Below are 18663 nucleotides of genomic sequence, written 5' to 3'. Positions count from 1 at the left end.
CCTTCCTTGACGATTCGCATGCCGTCAACTACGGTTGACGGCATGGACTCGACGATCCGCACCGCGATCGCCGCCGCCGACGGCGACGACCCCTACCGCGCCCTCCGCCAGCTGCACCACGCCCGCCTCGAGCTCACGCGCGAGCTCGACCGGGCCGAGGCGCTCGCCGTCCGCCGCGCCCGCGCCGCGGGCGCGAGCTGGCAGGTCATCGCCATGGCCCTCGAGGTGAGCAAGCAGGCGGTGCACAAGAAGTACGGCCGCGCCTGACGGGCGCAGAATCATCCGAACTCAAACACTGGTATACTGGCGTATCTTCGGCTCCGATCGGGCCGAGACGCAGTGATCCGAGCGCGCCACGCTCGGTCCAGAAAGGGCATCTCCAGTGCACTCATTCACGCACCGTGTATTCATCGGGCTCTCCGTCGCGGCCATCGGGGCCGGCCTGTTCGCCGCCGCACCCGGATACGCATCGGCGTCGCAGCCCGCGGGCACCCCTCAGATCGAGACGCAGGCCACCTCCGAGCTCCGGGGCGTCAGATACGCCGTCGACCTCGTCGGCACCCCGCGCACCGGTGCGCCGGCCCTCGCCAGGCTCGCGGAGGGCGAGCGCGTCACGGCGTTCTGCGGCTTCGCACACGACGGGCAGGACTGGGTGAAGGTCCAGTACAGCCAGCAGTTCGGATTCGTTCCGGCCGACGCCGTCGGTGGCATCGGGCACCTGCCCGGTGTGTGCCCGAACGAGATCGAGACGATCGATCACCTCGCGTTCGCGCTCAAGTTCCCCGCCACGGGCGGCTCGGCCGCACTCGATGAGACCGCTTGCCCTGCGAGCTACCCGATGCTGGCGAAGGTCGATCACCCCAATCACGCGTTTCCGATCGTTCCGCCGGGCGTGCGCGTGACGAACTTCGACGCCGGCATCGTCGCCGCCGTCGGCCACGTCACCCCGGTCACGATCGACGGCGTGCGCTACGCCGGCGGAATCAAGGGCGGCTCGGTGACCAGCTTCGGCTTCGGTGAGCGACTCGGCCAAGTGTGGCTGACCTGCACCAACAATGCGCAGAAGGCGTACCGCACCTTCTGACCGGGAACTGATCGAACCCGCCCCGGGCGCCGCCCAGCGACGGCGCGTAAGCTGCATGGCGGCGCCCGAGGCATCCGCACCCGGTCTCGCGCGCCGCGCGCCCAGGAAGAGGACATGACCCAGAGCGAAACCCCCGCAGCCCGCCGTTCCCTGTTCGCGCGTCGCGACCGGTCCGCGCCCAGCGGACCGCGCGCGACCGTGCGCCAGCTCGTGCCCTACCTGCTCGAGCACAAGGGCGTGATCGCGTTCGTGATCGTGCTCAGCCTGCTGCTCGCCGCGGCGAGCCTCGCGCAGCCGCTCGTCGTCGGGCAGGTCATCTCGCTCGTCGAGGACGGGCAGCCGCTCGACGGGCTGATCTGGCTGCTCGTGGTTCTCGTCGTCGCGCAGGGCGTGATCAGCGGGTACCAGCATTACCTGCTGCAGCGCACGGGTGAGGGCATCGTGCTCACGAGTCGCAAGCGGCTCATCGCGCGCATCCTGAACCTGCCGATCGCCGAGTTCGACACGCGCCGCACCGGCGACCTCGTCTCGCGGGTCGGCAGCGACACCACGCTGCTGCGCGCCGTGCTCACGCAGGGCGGTGTCGAGGCCATCGGCGGCATCGTCACGTTCGTCGGCGCGCTCATCGCCATGCTCATCCTCGACCCGGTGCTGCTCGGGCTCACCGTGCTGGTCGTCGCGATCGCGCTCGGCACCGCGACCGTGCTGTCCATGCGCATCCGGGAGGCGTCGCACAAAGCCCAAGAGAAGGTGGGCGCGCTCGCGTCGTCGGTCGAGCGCGCGATCAGCTCGGTCCGAACCATCCGTGCCGCGGGGGCGACCAAGCGTGAGATCGAGGCGACCAACGCCGAGGCCGAGGGCGCGTGGTCGCTCGGGGTCCGCGTCGCGAAGATCTCGGCGCTCGTGGTGCCCGTCGCGGGCATCGCCATGCAGGTGTCGTTCCTCGTCGTCCTCGGGGTCGGCGGCTACCGGGTCGCCGACGGGTCCACCTCGATCGCGAACCTCGTCGCGTTCATCCTGTTCCTGTTCCTCATGATCATGCCGCTCGGCCAGATCCTCGGCGCGCTCATGGCGATCAACCAGGCGCTCGGCGCACTCGGTCGCATCCAGGAGGTGCTCGACCTGCCCGACGAGCAGCAGCACGACCGCGAGCTCGCGCCGCTCGCCGTGATCGTCGGCCCGGCCAACGAGGGCCTGTTGCCCGACGCGCCCGCGCTCGAGTTCGACGACGTCTCGTTCGCGTACGCGAAGACGACGCCGAACGACCCCGCCGACCCCGCGAACGAGTCGGCCGACGAGCACCTCCCCGAGCCCGACGTGACCGACCGGCAGCCCGTGCTGCGCGGCGTCTCGTTCGAGGTGCCGCGCGGCGAGCGCGTCGCGCTCGTCGGGCCCTCGGGTGCCGGGAAGTCCACGATCCTGGCGCTCATCGAGCGGTTCTACGATCCGAGCGTCGGTGAGGTCCGCCTCGGCGGACTCGACCTGCGGACCATCGACCGCGACGACCTGCGCGCCCAGATCGGCTACGTTGAGCAGGATGCCCCGGTGCTGGCCGGCACCATCCGCGACAACCTCAAGCTCGGCAGCCCCGACGCGTCCGACGAGGAGTGCGAGCACGTGCTCCGCGCCGTGAACCTCGACCGCGTGCTCGACCGCGATCCCGCGGGCCTCGACGCACAGGTCGGCGAGGACGGCATCATGCTCTCCGGCGGCGAGCGGCAGCGGCTCGCGATCGCCCGCGCCCTGCTCGCGGCACCGCCGATCCTGCTGCTCGACGAGTCCACGTCCTCGCTCGACGGCGTCAACGAGCGACTCATGCGCGAGGCGATCGACGCGGTCTCGGCCGGGCGCACGCTGATCGTGATCGCCCACCGGCTGTCGACCGTCGTCGACTCCGACCGCATCATCGTGCTCGACGACGGGCGCGTGATCGGTGAGGGCACGCACCGCGAGCTCGTCGAGAACGTGCCGCTGTACCGGTCGCTCGCGGAGCACCAGCTGCTCGTCTGAGGCTGCTCGTCTGAGGCGCCGTTCGGCGGCTCCTCTGCTCATCTGAGCAACGAGCTGGTCAGTTGGCTTTTTCTGCGGAATGTCCTGAGCAGTTCTCAGGGATGATACGGATGTCGCGCCGGTGCGGCGTGCGTACCGTGGCGACATCCGCTTGATCCCTGCCGGTCGCCCCATGCCCCGGCCGAACGAAAGCCCAGCCCATGACCCTCATCCACGCCGAGCCCGAACCGCAGACCACGACCGTCGCCCACGCCGAGCCCGAAGCATCCGAAATCGAGGTCGCCGAGCCCGGCGGAACCGACTCGCCCGAGGCGATCGACGCTCCGATCTTCACGGTCGAGCCGCCCTACGCGGCGATCGACGCGCTCGGCCGCCCCGGCCAGATCGCCGCGACCGACACGCTCCCCGCCGAGACCCTCGGCGACGGCTTCGACGGCATGGGCCGACGGATGCGCGCGTGGCTGCGGCAGTGGGAGCCCGTCCCGGTGCCGCCGTTCGAGGCGGTCCGCGACGCCCACCCCGAGACGGAGCGGCGCAGCTCGCTGCGCTCCCCCGAGACCCGCGACGACGGTGCGGTCCGCGTGTCCGCGAGTCTGTACGACCCGCCGACCCGCACCGGAGCTCCGCTCGCCTGGTCGCGCAACTGGGTGAGCGTCGTGATCTTCCCCCGCGTCACCGAGCCCGGCCGGCTGCACTACCGGTTCAGCGTCGGCAGCCGGCTCGTCCTCGACGGGCAGGCCGAGACCAGCCTCGTCTCGACGAGCCTCAACTCCGGCATCGTCGCCGATGTCGCCACCGCGAGCCCGTTCGACGCGCCCGGGTTCGCGACCCCCATCGCGCGCCCGCTGGTCGCCGTGCAGTGTCGCGAGGACGCCGACGCGTACGCCGTGCAGGAGTTCGAGGGGTCGATCGACGTCGAAGCAGGCGACACGCCGGCGATGGCGTTCGTCATCGGAACCGATGTGCTGTTCCGCGACGGCTGGGTGCGCGTGCACGAGGGCTCGAGCTCGTGGATCGGGCCGGCCGGCGCCGGCGCGTCGGGCACGATCGAGACCCGCTTCACCCCCACCGCCCTGCTCGCCATGTTCGGCGAGGAGGCCTGACTCCGCCCCGCAGTACCCGAACCGCAGTACCTGCTCCACCAGCACCCGAGATGCGGCCCGGCGGCCCGAACGCCGGGCCGCATCGCCATGCGCGGAAGGCCGCACGCCCGCCGCCCGCGCCGCAGTCCAGCGCTTCCCGCTCGCCGAACGGTCACAGATGGCGGGTGTCTCGGAGGCGCACCCACCATCAGCGCCCGTTCGGGGAGCCTAGCCCGGACGGGGCAGGGCGGACGGGGCAGGGCGGACGGGGCAGGGCGGACGGGGCGGATGCCCCGGGCGCATACACTCGCGGAATGGCGAGGTATGTCGTGGTGATGCCGCTCGCGCCACTCGAGCGGGGTGACGAGTTCACCGTCGCGGACTGGCCGTTGCACGTCACCGTCGTCGAGCCGTTCGAGTCGGCGGCCTCTCCCGAGCAGTTGGTCTCGGCGCTCCAGCCGGTCGCCGGGCGTGCGCACGTCGTGCGGACCACCGCCGGCGAGAATGCGATGTTCGGGCGTCGGCGCGACGTGCCGGTCAGCCTCATCCGGGACGGCGGTGAGATCGTCGCGCTCCGGGAGGCGGCCCTCGCGGCGCTCGCGGCGGCGGGACTCGACCTCGGACGCGTTCGGCCCGACTTCCGTCCGCACGTGACCGTGAAGCGCCACGGTCGGCTGTACCCGGGCGACCACGTCGCCTTCGACCGGCTCGCGCTGATCGACATGCGACCGCCCGCGGGCTCGCGTCATCGGGCGGTCGTCGGGGTCCTCAGTCTCGATCCGGAGCCGTCGAGGCATCCGGACCCGCCGTGACCGCGCGCTCGGCGACGCTGCGCGCACTGCCGGGCTCCGCCGGCTCGCCCCGCCACTTCTGCCACGGCCAGCGGCCGGAGATCTCGAGTTCGAGCGACCAGCTGAGGAATGTCCGGATCAGGACGATGATCGCGAGCACCGCGACGGACTCGAGCGTCGGCGTCACAGCGACCGTCTTGATGATGTCGGCTGCGACGAGCAGCTCGAGCCCGAGCAGGATCGCCCGCCCGAGCACGCGCCGGAACCGGGTGTAGAGCGGCCCCGCTCGACGCAGCCGTCGTACGGCGGCGTCGCCGATGGCGAATACCACCCCGATGACGATCGCGAAGACCCCGATCACGTCGATGACGCTGCCGACCGTCTCGATGATCCTGCCGAACTCCATGCCGTCACCCCTCATCGCTCGCGCTCACGCTAGCGCTGCGAACCCGCCGCTCCGCGGCAACCCGCCGCACCATGCACCTCCTCCACAACCCTCCGGCTGATGGACGGACTCACAGAAACGGATCAGTGCCACCGATCGACCCGCTCATTCTCGTATCTTGGAGTGCATGAGCCGATCGATTCCGGACCTCACCGCCGCAATGCGTCGTTCGCCGACCTCCGTTCGATATGCAGATCTGTATCGGGTCTGCAGCCATTACTTCGGAGCGCCTCGTGTGCACTTGACGAGTCATGCCGTGTTCCGCACGACCTTGCCCGGCACCCCTCGCCTGAACATTCAGAACGACCACGGGCTGGCGAAGGGGTACCAGGTCCGCCACATTCTCGACACGACCGACCGTCTCGAACATCAATCAGGAGGTGCATCATGACCGTACGAGCCGAGGACTACAGCATCCTGGTCGGGCTCGACCCGACGTCCAACGACTACGTGGCGATCGTGCGCGAGTTCCCCGGGCTCTCGTGGGTCTCCCCCACGAAGCAGACCGCGATCTCGGGCATGCTCCCGCTGCTCACCGAGGTGCTCGCCGATCTGACCGCCGAGGGCATACCCATTCCCGCCCCGGCCTCGCCGCGCCTCGCTCCCGCCTGAGCCGGCCGCGCGTGGCGGTGTGCCGCGCCACGGCGTCCACCGCACACGGCGATGCGCCGCGACCCAGCGGCCGCGGCGCATCGCGCGTGGATGGAGGCGCGCCGGTCAGGCGGGCATGCGCTCCAGGTGGTAGCGCAGGCTCGCGAGCTCGGCGTTGAGAGCTGCAGGCACGCGGTCACCGAACTGCGCGAAGTACTCCTCGGTGAGACGGCACTCGTCGAGCCACGAGTCGCGGTCGACATCGAACAGGTGCGCGACCGTCTCGTCGCTCAGGTCGAGGCCGTCGAGGTCGAGCGAGCCCTCGGCCGGGAGCAGCCCGATCGGGGTCTCGACCGCGGCGGCGTCCGCCTCGATCCGACCGACGATCCACTCCAGCACGCGCGAGTTCTCACCGAAACCGGGCCACAGGTACGAGCCATCCGCACCCTTCCGGAACCAGTTGACCTGGAAGATGCGCGGGGCGTGGTTCCCGAGCACCCGACCCATCTTCACCCAGTGGCCCCAGTAGTCGGCCATGTTGTAGCCGCAGAACGGCAGCATGGCGAACGGGTCGCGGCGCAGCTCGCCGACCGTGCCCTCGGCGGCCGCCGTCTGCTCCGACGAGATCGTCGCGCCCATGAAGACGCCGTGCTTCCACGAGCGCGCCTCGGCGACGAGCGGCACGTTGGTCGCACGCCGGCCGCCGAACAGGATCGCGTCGATCGGGACGCCCTCATGCGCATCCCAGTCGTCGGAGATCTGCGGGCACTGGTCCGCCGCGACCGTGAAGCGCGAGTTCGGGTGCGCCGCGGGGCGACCGGAGTCCGGCGTCCAGGGCTTGCCCTCCCAGTCGATCAGCTCGGCAGGCGGCGTGTCGGTGAGGCCCTCCCACCACACGTCGCCGTCGGGGCGGAGCGCGACGTTCGTGAAGATCGTGTTGCCCCAGAGCGTCTGTACCGCGGTCGGGTTCGTCTTCTCGCCCGTGCCGGGGGCGACGCCGAAGAAGCCGGCCTCGGGGTTGATCGCGTAGAGGCGCCCGTCGTCGCCGGGTCGCATCCAGGCGATGTCGTCGCCGATCGTCTCGACCGTCCAGCCGGGGATGGTCGGCTGCAGCATGGCGAGGTTCGTCTTGCCGCACGCCGACGGGAACGCCGCGGCCACGTGGTACGCCTTGCCGGTCGGCGCGGTGATCTTGATGAGCAGCATGTGCTCGGCGAGCCAGCCCTCGTCGCGGGCCATGACGCTCGCGATGCGCAGCGCGAAGCACTTCTTCGCGAGCAGCGCGTTGCCGCCGTAGCCCGAGCCGTACGACCAGATCTCACGCGAGTCGGGGAACTGCACGATGTACTTCGTCTCGTTGCAGGGCCAGTCGACCTCGGCGCGGCGGTGACCGACGCCGTCGACGAGCGGGTAGCCGACCGAGTGCACGGTGCGCACCCACGGCTCGCCCGCCTCGATCAGGCTCAGGACCTGGGAGCCCATGCGCGTCATGATGCCCATCGAGAGCACGACGTAGGGCGAGTCGGTGATCTCGACGCCGAGCTGCGAGATGGGTCCGCCGAGCGGGCCCATCGAGAACGGCACGACGTACATGGTGCGGCCCTTCATCGAGCCGTCGAAGACGTTCGCGAGCTCCTCGCGCATCTCGCGCGGGTCGCGCCAGTTGTTCGTGGGACCCGCGTCCTCCTCGTACGTCGAGCAGATGAACGTGCGGTCCTCGACACGCGCCACATCGGACGGGTCGGTGCGGGCCAAGTAGCTGTTCGGGCGCCACTCGGGATTCAGCTTGATGAGCTTGCCCTCGGCGACGAGCTGTTTGGTGAGGAGGTCGGCCTCATGCCGTGAACCGTCGCACCAGACGATCTCGTCGGGCTTGGTGAGGGCAGCGAGGTCGGCGACCCAGGCGGCGAGCGCCGGGTCGGTCGTGCCCTGGCGGGCGGCGCCGGAGTCGGTCGCGGTCGAGAGCTCGGAGAGGGTCATCTTCGTCCTGTTCCGTCGGTCCGGCGTGGCCGGTTTCTGGTGAACGCAGCGCGACTGGTGTTTCCACGCTGTGTTTACCAGCATGAGCCAGTTCGCGACATCCGCACCACCCCCAGGTGTGTTAAGAATCGCCAATCTTTCGCTAGGCTTAAGCCATGAAGGCCGGAAGCCCAGACCTCGCCGTCCTCGGCCAGCGCATCCGCCACTTCCGTGGCGAGCGCGGGCTGACCCTCGATCAGCTCGGCGAGGCGGTGGGCCTCGCCGGGAGTCAGCTCTCGCTCATCGAGAACGGCAAACGCGAGCCGAAGCTGTCGGTGCTCGACGCACTGTCGGCGGCCCTGGACGTCGAGCTGTCGGCCCTGCTCGCACGCGAGGCGCCGAGCCCGCGCGCCGCACTCGAGCTCGAGCTCTCGCGGGCGCAGGCCAGTCCGCTGTACGCGCGCCTGGGCTTGCCATCGGTCAAGCCGGGCCGCGGTGTGGGCGACGACACACTGCGCGCGATGGTGGGACTGCACCGCGAGCTGCAGCGCCGCGCGAGCGAGGCGATCGCCACGCCCGAGGAGGCACGGCGCGCGAACACGGGGCTGCGCGAGCGCATGCGCGCGATCGACAACTACCTGCCCGAGATCGAGGAGCTCGCGGAGGAGCGGGTGCGCGCGTCGGGTCACCGCCAGGGCGCGCTCACGCACCGCGAGGTGAGCGTGATGGCCGAGCAGCTCGGCTTCCAGCTCATCTACGTGAACGACCTGCCCGACTCGACACGTTCGATCACGGATCTCGCGAACGGGCGCATCTACCTGCCGCCCGCATCGATCCCGGGCGGGCACGGGCTGCGATCGATGGCGCTGCAGGCGATGGCGCACCGGCTCCTCGGCCACCAGCCGCCCGCGAGCTATGACGAGTTCCTGCAGCAGCGGCTCGAGATCAACTACTACGCCGCGGCGTGCCTCATGCCGCGCGAGGCATCCGTCGCCTTCTTGCAGGAGGCGAAGCGCGAGAAGCGGCTCGCGATCGAGGACTTCCGCGACGCGTTCGGCGTGACGCACGAGGCCGCCGCGCTGCGGTTCACGAACCTCGCGACGATCCATCTCGACATGACCCTGCACTTCCTGCGGGTCAACGGCGACGGCGCACTGCTGAAGGGCTACGAGAACGACGGCCTGCCGCTGCCGACCGACGTCACCGGGTCGATCGAGGGCCAGTGGGTGTGCAAGCGGTGGAGCGCGCGCACGGCGTTCGAGCACACGAATCGCACGACCGAGAACTACCAGTACACGGACACGCCCGCGGGCACCTTCTGGTGCGCGACGCAGACGGGCCGGGCGGATGCCTCGGAGTTCTCGATCACCGTCGGCGTGCCGTTCGCCCAGGCCAAGTGGTTCCGCGGGCGCGAGACGGGCATGCGGGTGACGTCGACCTGTCCGGATGACTCGTGCTGCCGCCGCGCGCCGGTCGACCTGTCCGAACGCTGGGCCGGCCAGGCCTGGCCGAGTGCACGGCTGCACGCCCACGTGCTGTCTCCGCTGCCGTCGGGCACCTTCCCGGGCGTCGACGACGCCGAGGTGTACAGCTTCCTCGAGGCGCACGCCGGCCAATAGCGGGGCGCGCCGACGATCGCCGCTCGAGTAGCGAAGCGTATCGAGACCCCGCACCGGGTCTCGATGCGCGTGCTCTTTCGTCGCTCGCTACTCGGCCAGCGCGGATACGATGATGTGCACCTTGCAATGGTGTGTGACGCACAGTATCGTGTGAGCCATGAGCACGGATGAGATCGTCGGCGGACACCAGCAGGAGCTGCGCCGGGGCACGGTCGTCCTCGCCTGCCTGATCCGGCTGCGGACGCCCGACTACGGGTACGCCCTGCTCGAAGCGCTCAACGCACGCGGCGTCGTCGTCGACGCCAACACGCTGTATCCGCTGCTCCGCAGGCTCGAGAAGCAGGGCCTGCTCACGAGCGAGTGGAACACCGACGAGACCCGGCCACGCAAGTTCTACCGCACGAGCGCCGAGGGCGAACGCCTCGCGGCCGTGCTCACCGCCGACTGGAAGCTGATCGACCGGGCGCTCGCGCGCCTCACCGAAGGAGACGAGAGATGACCACCGCGACGCTCACCGACCGGTATGTCTACGCCGCCGCGCGCACCGTGCCCGAGGGCCAGCGCGCGGAGGTCGAGCGCGAGCTCCGCGAGCGCATCGGCGACGAGACCGACGCGCTCATCGAGCACGGTCACGCGCCGGACGACGCCGAACGCGCCGCACTCACCGAGCTCGGCGACCCGCTGGTCGTCGCAGCCGGCTACGTCGACCGGCCGCTGCGCCTGATCGGGCCGCAGTACTACCCCATGTGGCTGCGGCTGCTGAAGCTGCTGTATGCGATCGTGCTGCCGGTCGCGGCCGCGGGCGTGCTGATCGGGCAGTTCGTCTCGGGCGCGCCGATCGGTGCGGCCATCGGCACGACGGTCGTCACGGCCATCCAGGTCGCGGTCAACATCGGGTTCTGGACGACGCTCGTCTTCGCGGTCCTGGAGCGCACGACGAGCGGGCACGACCTGACGCTCAAGTGGACCCCCGACCAGCTGCCCGAGCTGCCGCACCCGACCGACCGCAACCGGTCGAGCCGGCTCAGCGAGCTCATCGGCTCGCTGGTCTTCCTCGGCCTCTTCGCGGTCGCGATCGTCGTGCAGCAGTTCGGGCTCGCGTGGCGCGGCGGCGACGACGCCGGGCCCGTACCCGTGCTGAACCCCGAGCTGTGGAGCTTCTGGATCCCGTACTTCCTCGCGCTCATCGCACTCGAGATCCTGTTCGCGGTCGCGGTCTACGCGTGGGGCTGGAACTGGTGGCTCGTCGCCGCGAACGTCGTGCTCAACGTCGCGTTCACGGTGCCCGCCCTGTGGCTGCTGCTGACCGGTCAGCTGATCAGCGACGAGCTGCTCGAGCTCATGCGCTGGCCGTGGGGCGAGGCCGGGCCGATCGTGCTCGCGTTCGTCGTGGTCGTCACGATCGGCGTCGCGATCTGGGACGTGATCGACGGCGCGATCAAGGCGTACCGCGCGACCCGCGCGCGACCGGCCCCGCTGGTCGGATAGGCGCGGCGGCGCCGCGCACCCGCCGGTCGAGTAGGCGCTCCGGCGCCGTATCGAGACCCGAGGACTGGCTCACGGGGTCTCGATACGCTTCGCTACTCGACCAGCGGGGGCGCTATTTCGGCTGCATGCGGATGGCGCCGTCGAGCCGGACCGTCTCACCGTTCAGCATGGGGTTCGCGATGATCGAGCGCACGAGCGCGGCGTACTCGGTCGGGTGCCCCAGGCGTGACGGATGCGGGACCTGCGCGCCGAGCGAGTCCTGCAACTCCTGCGGCATGCCGGCCATCATGGGCGTCTCGAAGATGCCGGGTGCGATCGTCACGACGCGGATCAGCAGCTTCGAGAGATCGCGCGCGATCGGCAGCGTCATGCCGGCCACCCCCGCCTTGGACGCCGAGTACGCGGCCTGACCGATCTGTCCGTCGAACGCGGCGACCGACGCCGTGTTCACGATCACGCCGCGCTCGGCGGTCACCGGGCCGCCCGGCAGCGCGGCGTCGACCGGTTCGGTCTCGGCCATCGCCGCGGCCGCGAGCCGGACCACGTTGAACGTGCCGATGAGGTTCACCCTGATGGTGCGCTCGAACGCCTCGAGCGACGCGGGTCCGGCTCGACCGACCGTGCGATCGGCCGACACGATGCCCGCGCAGTTCACGGCGACGCGGAGCGGTGCGAGCGCGGACGCCGCCGCGACGGCGGCGCTCACCTGCGCCTCGTCCGAGACATCCGCCGCGACGAACCGTGCGCGCTCACCCAGCTCGCTCGCCGCCTGCTCGCCCCGCGGGCCGGGCAGGTCGACGAGCACGACGGATGCGCCGCCCTCGACGAGGGCCTGAGCGGTGGCACGCCCGAGGCCCGATGCGGCGCCGGTCACGATCGCCGAGGTTCCGTTCAGTTCCATGCAGACTCCTTCGTCACGTGCAGCATGCGGTGCCGGCCGCCCCGGATCACTGGACGAGCGAGAGCCGCTCGACCCGCACCGGCTCGCGCTCGGGCAGCACGACGGGGTGCGCACCGGCCATCGCCTCGAGCACGCGCACGACCTGGCACGAGTACCCGTACTCGTTGTCGTACCAGACGTACAGCACGACGTCGGTGCCGTCCGCGATCGTGGCGAGCCCGTCGACGATGCCCGCACGGTTCGAGCCGACGAAGTCGGTCGAGACGACCTCGGCCGACTCGATGTAGTCGACCTGCTGCCGCAGCGGCGACGTGAGCGAGACCCGGCGCAGGTACCCGTTCAGCTCGGCCTTCTCGGTGGGCCGCTCGAGCTGGAGGTTCAGGATCGCGAGCGAGACATCCGGGGTGGGGACGCGGATCGCGCTGCCCGTGAGCTTGCCGGCGAGCTCGGGCAGCGCCTTCGCGACTGCCTTGGCCGCACCGGTCTCGGCGATGACCATGTTGAGCACCGCGGACCTGCCGCGCCGGTCGCCCTTGTGGAAGTTGTCGATCAGGTTCTGGTCGTTCGTGAACGAGTGCACGGTCTCGACGTGCCCGCGCGCGACCCCGTACGCCTCGTCGACCGCGGCCAGCACCGGCGTGATGGCGTTCGTCGTGCACGACGCCGCCGAGAGCACCCGGTCGTCCGGCGTGATCGAGTCGTGGTTGATGCCGTGCACGATGTTCTTGATCGCCCCCTTGCCGGGCGCGGTGAGCAGCACGCGCGCGACGCCCGGAGACCGCAGGTGCTGCGAGAGCCCGGCCTCGTCGCGCCAGCGACCGGTGTTGTCGACCACGATCGCGTCCTGGATGCCGTACGCGGTGTAGTCGACCGTGGCCGGGTCGTCGGAGTAGATGACCTGGATGAGGGTGCCGTTCGCGAGGATCGTGTTGCGCTCCTCGTCGACCTCGATCGTGCCCGCGAACGGCCCGTGCACCGAGTCGCGGCGCAGCAGGCTCGCCCGCTTCTGCAGGTCGTTGTCGCTGCCCCGGCGCACGACGATCGCGCGCAGCCTGAGCCCGTGCCCGTTGCCCGCGTGCGCGATCAGGATGCGCGCGAGCAGCCGCCCGATGCGGCCGAACCCGTAGAGCACCACGTCGGCGCCTGACGGCGCCGCGCCGGCGTCGGCGACGAGGACCGGTGCGAGCTCGCTGCGCAGGAAGTCCACGAGGTCGGATGCCCCGCCCGCGGCCACGGCGTCGCGGTGCCGCTGCACGAGCCGAGCGACATCGATCGACGCCGGCCCCGGTGCGACCTCGAGCAGCGCCTCGAGCACGCGGGTCGTGTCCTCCGGGTCGAGCTCGACGTCTTCGGCCTGCCGGGCGAACCGGTGCGCCTTCAACAGGTCGACCGGTGACCGGTTGATGAGCCGGCGACCGTGGATCGACGGCACCACCCCGAACTCGCGATAGAGGGCGCCGATGAGCGGGATCATCCGCTCGGCGATCTCCTCCCTGGCGATCCAGTCACGGCGTCGGGCATCGAACTCGTCGTTCACGTGCGCGTCCTCTCAGCCGAGCCACCGCGTGGGGCAGCGCCGACCACACTCATTTGCAGGGATGAGCCAATCCTAGTGAGGTTCGTCCGACGCTCGCGGGCCACGCGACGGCGCCGACATGGGTAGACTCGCGCTCGTTGAGGCGCCTCCCGGCGCCGGTGCTCGAAAAATGGGCACGAAGCCATCGGCGGCCCGGCCGGTGCGCGAGACACATACGGATCCTCCGCTTCCGTCCCGCTGTCTCGAAAGGCTTCAGCATGCCCACCGTCTCCGCGCACGTCGCGCACACGCTCGCCGCCCACGTCGACCACGTCTTCGGCGTCATGGGCAACGGCAACGCCTGGTTCCTCGACGCGCTCGAACGCGACACGGGTGCGAGGTTCACCGCGGTGCGTCACGAGGCGGGCGGCGTGGTGGCCGCAGACGCGTTCCATCGCGCGTCGGGCCGGCTCGCGGCGGCGACCGCGACCTACGGCGCGGGATTCACGAACACGCTGACCGCGCTCGCCGAGGCCGTGCAGGCGCACGTGCCGCTCGTGCTCGTGGTCGGCGACGAGCCGACCTCGGGCCCGCGCCCGTGGGACGTCGATCAGATCGCGCTCGCCTCGGCCGTCGGCGCGCGCACCTATACGGTCGGGCGGGCGGATGCCTCGGCCACGACGGTCATCGCGATCGAGCACGCGCTCGCCTACCGCGTCCCGACCGTGCTCGCGATCCCCTACGACGTCGCCGCGGCGGACGCGGGCGAGTGGCCGGTGATCGGCGCGAGGGCGGAGCCGGGCGCGGTCGCCGGAGGCGAGCGCGCGGCCGCCCCCGGACCGGCCGTTCCCGGACCGGTCGTACCGGGTCCGCTCCTGCCGCGCGGCGAGTTCGCGTCCGCGACCATCGCGCGGATCGCGCACGAGCTGGCGGGCGCCGAGCGGCCGGTCCTGATCGCGGGGCGCGGCGCGTGGCTCGCCGGAGCAGGACCGGCGCTCGGCGAGCTCGCCGAGGCGACGGGCGCCCTCACGGCGACCACGGCGCTCGGGCGCGGCGTCTTCCCCGACGCCCGCTACGACCTCGGCGTGACCGGCGGGTTCGGCGCCGAGGGCGCGATGGCGCGTGTCCGCGAGGCGGACGTCGCCGTGGTCTTCGGTGCCTCGCTGAACCAGTTCACGATGCGGTTCGGCGAGCTCTTCGCGCCCGGCGCGACAGTGTTCCAGGTCGACGTCGCCGCGACCGCGACGCACCCCCACGTCGGCGGGTACGTGCGCGGCGATGCGGGGCTCGTGGCCCGCGAGCTCGTCGCGGAGCTGCGCGCGCTCGCGTCCACGCCGTCCGGATGGCGTGAGCGGGTCGACGTGACGGGCGCACTCGCGCGCGAGTCGGGCGTCGGGGTCGTGTCCGAGGACGGCCGCCTCGACCCGCGGTCGGTCGCCTCGCGGCTCGCCGAGCTGCTGCCCGAGGACCGAGTCGTCGTCTCCGACGGCGGGCACTTCATCGGCTGGGCCAACATGTACTGGCCCGTGGCGTCGCCCGATCGCATGATGATGGTCGGCACGGCGTTCCAGTCGATCGGCCTCGGGTTCCCGAGCGTCGCGGGCGCCGCTGCGGCGAAGCCCGACGCCTCGATCGTGCTCACGACGGGCGACGGCGGCGGCCTCATGGCCATCGCCGACCTCGAGACCGCCGTACGCGCCGCGGGCGGTCGTGGCATCGCGGTGGTCTGGAACGATCGCGCCTACGGCGCCGAGGTGCACCTCTACGGGTTGAAGGGGCTGGCCGAGGCCCCGATGCGCATCCCCGAGACCGATTTCGCGGCGATCGCGGCCGCGTTCGGCGCGGAGGGCGTGGTCGTCCGGACGCTCGCCGATCTCGGCCGCCTCGCCGTCTGGGCACAGGAGCCGGTCGAGACACGCCGGTTCCTGCTGCTCGACTGCCGCGTCTCCGACCGCGTGATCGCCCCGTACCAGCACGAGATCATCCGAGTGAACTCCTGACGAGGCATCCGCCCGCCCTCCGCGTGGCTCAGCGCGTGCCGTAGACCGCGCCGCGCGCCTGCTCCTCCTCGTGGTCGGGGCCGAGCGGGATTCCGGTGCGATCGCGCAGCAGCAGGGTGGCCGCGAACGCCACGATCATGACACCCGCGATGTAGAACGCGACCGAGGTGGCCGTGCCGGTGAGCTGCACGAGCCACGCCGCGATCGTCGGCGCGAACGCGCCACCGAGGATGGCGCCGATCGCGTACGTGATCGAGACGCCGGAATAGCGGATCGAGGCCGGGAAGAGCTCCGTGAAGTAGGCCGCCTGCTGCCCATACGTGAAGCCGTTGCCGATCGCGAACAGTGAGACGCCGAGGAAGAGCAGCCACGGGTTCCCGGTGTTCACGAGCGGGAACAGCAGGAACACGGTCGCCAGGAAGGCGATCCAGCCGATGATGTAGGTGTTGCGCCGTCCGATGCGGTCGGAGACGACGCCGGCGGCGAACGTGCAGATGAGCCAGACGATGGACGCGCCCGCCACCGCGAGGAGCACGGGTGTGCGGTCCATGCCGACGAGGCCGCCGTCCTCGGCCGGCGTGGTGGCGTAGTTCTGCAGGTACCCGCCCGTGGTCATGTAGCCCGCGGCGTTGTTGCCGGCGAACGTGAGCGCCGCGAGCAGCACGAGCAGCCAGTGCCGGCGGAACAGGGTGAGGATGGGCGTCTTCGCGGCGCTCTTCTTGGCGGCGATCTCGGTGAACACCGGGCTCTCGTCGACCGCGCGGCGCACGACGATGCCGACCACGATGAGCACGAAGCTCAGCAGGAACGGGATCCGCCAGCCCCACTCGACGAACGCGTCGCCGGGTGAGATCACCCCGGTCATGAGCGCGAGCACGCCGGAGGCGAGCAGCAGCCCGATGGGCACGCCGATCTGGGGGAAGGCACCGTAGCGGCCGCGCTTGCCGTCGGGCGCGTGCTCGACGGCCATGAGCACGGCGCCGCCCCACTCGCCGCCCGTGGACAGGCCCTGCAGAATGCGCAGGAGCAGCAGGAGCACGGGCGCGGCGACGCCGATCTGCGCGTACGTCGGCAGCACGCCGATGAGCGTGGTCGCCGCACCCATGAGGATGAGCGTCACGACGAGCATCGCCTTGCGGCCGATCTTGTCGCCGAAGTGGCCCGCGAGGAATGCGCCGAGCGGACGGAACAGGAAGCTCACGCCGACGGTCGCGAACGAGAGCAGCGTCGCGATCTGTGGCCCCGCGGGCGCGAAGAACAGCTGGCCGAACACGAGACCGGCGGCGCTGGCGTACAGGAAGAAGTCGTACCACTCGATGGTGGTGCCGATGACGGTGGCGAACGCGACGCGTCGAAGCTCTCTGCGCTTCACGTCGTTCGTGTGTGGGCCGGTGGTCGCGGTCATGACGGTTCGACTCCTCTGTCGGACGCGCGGATGGATGGATCACCCGCCGCGGACGTGCGTCGGCGCGACGAGAAGATTGGCATCATATATGATTTGAGATACTGCGCGAACCGGATGTCTCGATACGAGATCCGCTCGCCTCGACGACGAAGTGGAGACCGCATGCTCGAACCAGCCCGCATCGCCGAGATCGCCGACGAGCTCGCCGCGGCCGACCGTGACCGCACGACGGTCCCGCTGCTCACGGCCCGCAACCCGGGCATGACCGTCGACGACGCGTACGCGGTGCAACGCGAATGGGCCGACCGCGCGGTGGCCGGGGGCCGACGCGTCGTCGGCCGGAAGATCGGGCTCACGTCGAAGGTCATGCAGGTCGCCACGGGGATCACCGAGCCCGACTACGGCGTGATCCTCGACGACATGGTCTATCAGTCGGGCGCGGTCGTCGAGTTCGACCGGTTCTCGAACGTGCGCATCGAGGTCGAGCTCGCGTTTGTGCTGGCCGAGCCGTTGGCCGGCGCCGACGTCACGATCTTCGACGTGCTCGACGCGACGGCGTACGTCGTGCCCGCCCTCGAGATCCTCAACTCCCATATCGAGCTCGAGGGACGCACGATCGTGGACACGATCTCCGACAATGCCGCCATGGGCGCGATGGTGCTCGGCGGACGACCCGTGAAGCCTGACGCGGTCGACCTCCGCTGGATCAGCGCGCTGCTGTCCCGCAACGAGACCATCGAGGAGTCCGGCGTCGCCGCGGCCGTGCTCGGTCATCCGGCGATGGGGGTCGCCTGGCTCGCCGGGAAGCTCGCCCAGCACGGCCAGTCGCTCGCGGCCGGGGACCTCGTGCTCGCGGGCTCGTTCACGCGCCCGATGTGGGTCGGGCGCGGCGACGTCGTGCACGCCGACTACGGAACCCTTGGAGCGATCACATGCCGATTCGCCTGACCCTCCCCGAGACCTTCGCCGCCCGGCTCGCCGCCGCCTCACGCCCGCAGGTCGGCCTGTGGGTGTGCTCGGGCAATCCGATCATGGCCGAGATCGCCGCGGGCAGCGGCGTCGACTGGGTGCTCATCGACGGCGAGCACTCGCCGAACGGCCTCGAGTCGATCCTCGCGCAGCTGTACGCGGTCTCGGCCTACCCGATCGCGCCCGTGGTGCGCATCCCGTTCGGCGAGCCCGTCGTCATCAAGCAGGTGCTCGACCTCGGCGCGCAGAACCTGCTCGTGCCCATGGTCGACTCGGCCGAACAGGCCGCCGAGCTGGTGCGGGCCGTCCGCTACCCGTCTCCGGAGGACCCGTCGTCAGGCCTGCGCGGGGTCGGCGCGTCGCTCGCCCGGTCGGCCCGGTGGAACCGGGTCGAGCAGTACCTGCGCGACGCCTCATCGACGGTGAGCCTCACGGTGCAGGTCGAGTCGGCGAGGGCGATCGCCGCGGTCGACGACATCGTCGCCGTCGACGGCGTCGACGCGATCTTCGTCGGCCCGGCCGATCTCGCGGCGTCGATGGGGCACCTCGGCCGGCCGGGTCACCCGGAGGTCGTGGCCGCGGTGCTCGCCGCGATCCGGTCCGGGAACGCCGCGGGCGTACCGGTCGGCGTCAACGCGTTCGTGCCGGAAGACGCCGAGCGCTTTCTCGACGCGGGCGCGGATTTCGTCGCGGTCGGCGCGGACGTGTCGCTGTTCGCACGCGGCGCGGAGGCGCTGGCCGACCGATTCACCGGGCGCGGCCGCGCGGCCTCGGCCGAGTCGCGCGAGTCGTACTGATCGTCG

17 protein-coding genes are annotated in these 18663 nt (G+C 71.0%); 12 read left to right on the top strand and 5 right to left on the bottom strand.

Features of this window, described 5'->3' with window-relative positions; genetic code table 11:
• Positions 1–42 precede the first annotated feature (42 nt).
• The 5 genes from RH864_RS10690 (at position 43) to RH864_RS10670 (ending at position 4988) form a co-directional block, all read left to right on the top strand.
• The gene (locus RH864_RS10690; protein WP_310517536.1) at positions 43–267 is read left to right on the top strand and encodes an AsnC family protein; all 225 of its coding nucleotides are present in this window, start codon (positions 43–45) and stop codon (positions 265–267) included.
• A gap of 115 nt (positions 268–382) precedes the next feature.
• Positions 383–1084: an SH3 domain-containing protein gene (locus tag RH864_RS10685; RefSeq protein ID WP_310517535.1), complete on the top strand. Its 702-nt coding sequence runs from the start codon at positions 383–385 to the stop codon at positions 1082–1084.
• Between the two features lie 114 nt (positions 1085–1198).
• Positions 1199–3094, top strand: coding sequence for an ABC transporter ATP-binding protein (locus RH864_RS10680; protein ID WP_310517534.1), 1896 nt, complete (start codon positions 1199–1201; stop codon positions 3092–3094).
• Positions 3095–3294: 200 nt separating this feature from the next.
• Complete coding sequence (locus tag RH864_RS10675) at positions 3295–4197, top strand: hypothetical protein (RefSeq protein ID WP_310517533.1); 903 nt, start codon at positions 3295–3297, stop codon at positions 4195–4197.
• Between the two features lie 293 nt (positions 4198–4490).
• On the top strand, positions 4491–4988 hold the full coding sequence (locus tag RH864_RS10670; RefSeq protein ID WP_310517532.1) for a 2'-5' RNA ligase family protein: 498 nt from the start codon (positions 4491–4493) through the stop codon (positions 4986–4988).
• Here RH864_RS10670 and RH864_RS10665 read toward each other — a convergent pair.
• Positions 4945–5373, bottom strand: a complete 429-nt coding sequence (locus RH864_RS10665; protein WP_310517531.1) for a DUF1622 domain-containing protein — start codon at positions 5371–5373, stop codon at positions 4945–4947. The two genes, RH864_RS10670 and RH864_RS10665, sit on opposite strands and share 44 nt — an antisense overlap.
• Positions 5374–5799: 426 nt before the next feature.
• Here RH864_RS10665 and RH864_RS10660 point away from each other — a divergent pair, with 426 nt between their 5' ends.
• Entirely contained in the window at positions 5800–6024 is a 225-nt protein-coding gene (locus RH864_RS10660) for a hypothetical protein (RefSeq protein WP_310517530.1), read from the top strand.
• A gap of 105 nt (positions 6025–6129) precedes the next feature.
• Here RH864_RS10660 and RH864_RS10655 read toward each other — a convergent pair whose 3' ends face one another.
• Positions 6130–7983: a phosphoenolpyruvate carboxykinase (GTP) gene (locus RH864_RS10655; protein WP_310517529.1), complete on the bottom strand. Its 1854-nt coding sequence runs from the start codon at positions 7981–7983 to the stop codon at positions 6130–6132.
• Positions 7984–8138: 155 nt separating this feature from the next.
• On the opposite strand from RH864_RS10655, the gene RH864_RS10650 reads away from it, so the two are divergent.
• From RH864_RS10650 to RH864_RS10640, 3 genes are all read left to right on the top strand, one after another.
• Positions 8139–9581 carry a helix-turn-helix domain-containing protein gene (locus tag RH864_RS10650; protein ID WP_310517528.1) on the top strand — a complete coding sequence of 481 codons (1443 nt, stop codon included), beginning with the start codon at positions 8139–8141 and terminating at the stop codon, positions 9579–9581.
• Between the two features lie 157 nt (positions 9582–9738).
• Positions 9739–10080 (top strand): PadR family transcriptional regulator, encoded by a 342-nt coding sequence (locus tag RH864_RS10645; RefSeq protein ID WP_310517527.1) that lies wholly within the window; start codon positions 9739–9741, stop codon positions 10078–10080.
• Positions 10077–11069: a permease prefix domain 1-containing protein gene (locus tag RH864_RS10640; protein WP_310517526.1), complete on the top strand. Its 993-nt coding sequence runs from the start codon at positions 10077–10079 to the stop codon at positions 11067–11069. The genes RH864_RS10645 and RH864_RS10640 overlap by 4 nt, the downstream gene beginning before the upstream one ends.
• Before the next feature lie 112 nt (positions 11070–11181).
• Here RH864_RS10640 and RH864_RS10635 read toward each other — a convergent pair whose 3' ends face one another.
• Together RH864_RS10635 and RH864_RS10630 are read right to left on the bottom strand one after the other, a co-directional pair.
• The gene (locus RH864_RS10635) at positions 11182–11970 is read right to left on the bottom strand and encodes an SDR family NAD(P)-dependent oxidoreductase (RefSeq protein ID WP_310517525.1); all 789 of its coding nucleotides are present in this window, start codon (positions 11968–11970) and stop codon (positions 11182–11184) included.
• Between the two features lie 46 nt (positions 11971–12016).
• Entirely contained in the window at positions 12017–13507 is a 1491-nt protein-coding gene (locus RH864_RS10630) for a glyceraldehyde-3-phosphate dehydrogenase (RefSeq protein WP_310517524.1), read from the bottom strand.
• A gap of 257 nt (positions 13508–13764) precedes the next feature.
• Between RH864_RS10630 and RH864_RS10625 the strand changes: the two genes are divergently transcribed.
• Entirely contained in the window at positions 13765–15486 is a 1722-nt protein-coding gene (locus tag RH864_RS10625) for a thiamine pyrophosphate-binding protein (protein WP_310517523.1), read from the top strand.
• Positions 15487–15514: 28 nt separating this feature from the next.
• Here RH864_RS10625 and RH864_RS10620 read toward each other — a convergent pair whose 3' ends face one another.
• On the bottom strand, positions 15515–16891 hold the full coding sequence (locus tag RH864_RS10620; RefSeq protein WP_310517522.1) for an MFS transporter: 1377 nt from the start codon (positions 16889–16891) through the stop codon (positions 15515–15517).
• Positions 16892–17053: 162 nt separating this feature from the next.
• Here RH864_RS10620 and hpaH point away from each other — a divergent pair, with 162 nt between their 5' ends.
• Together hpaH and RH864_RS10610 are read left to right on the top strand one after the other, a co-directional pair.
• Positions 17054–17839, top strand: coding sequence for a 2-oxo-hept-4-ene-1,7-dioate hydratase (gene hpaH / locus RH864_RS10615; protein WP_310517521.1), 786 nt, complete (start codon positions 17054–17056; stop codon positions 17837–17839).
• Entirely contained in the window at positions 17824–18657 is an 834-nt protein-coding gene (locus RH864_RS10610; protein ID WP_310517520.1) for an HpcH/HpaI aldolase family protein, read from the top strand. Before hpaH ends, RH864_RS10610 begins: the two co-directional genes overlap by 16 nt.
• The last annotated feature ends 6 nt before the right edge of the window (positions 18658–18663 follow it).

The organism is Agromyces aerolatus, from assembly GCF_031432255.1.
In the GTDB taxonomy this organism is placed as follows: Bacteria; Actinomycetota; Actinomycetes; order Actinomycetales; family Microbacteriaceae; genus Agromyces.
The sequence above is the reverse complement of the archived record's forward strand: the minus strand, read 5'-3'. Positions and strand labels throughout refer to the sequence as shown.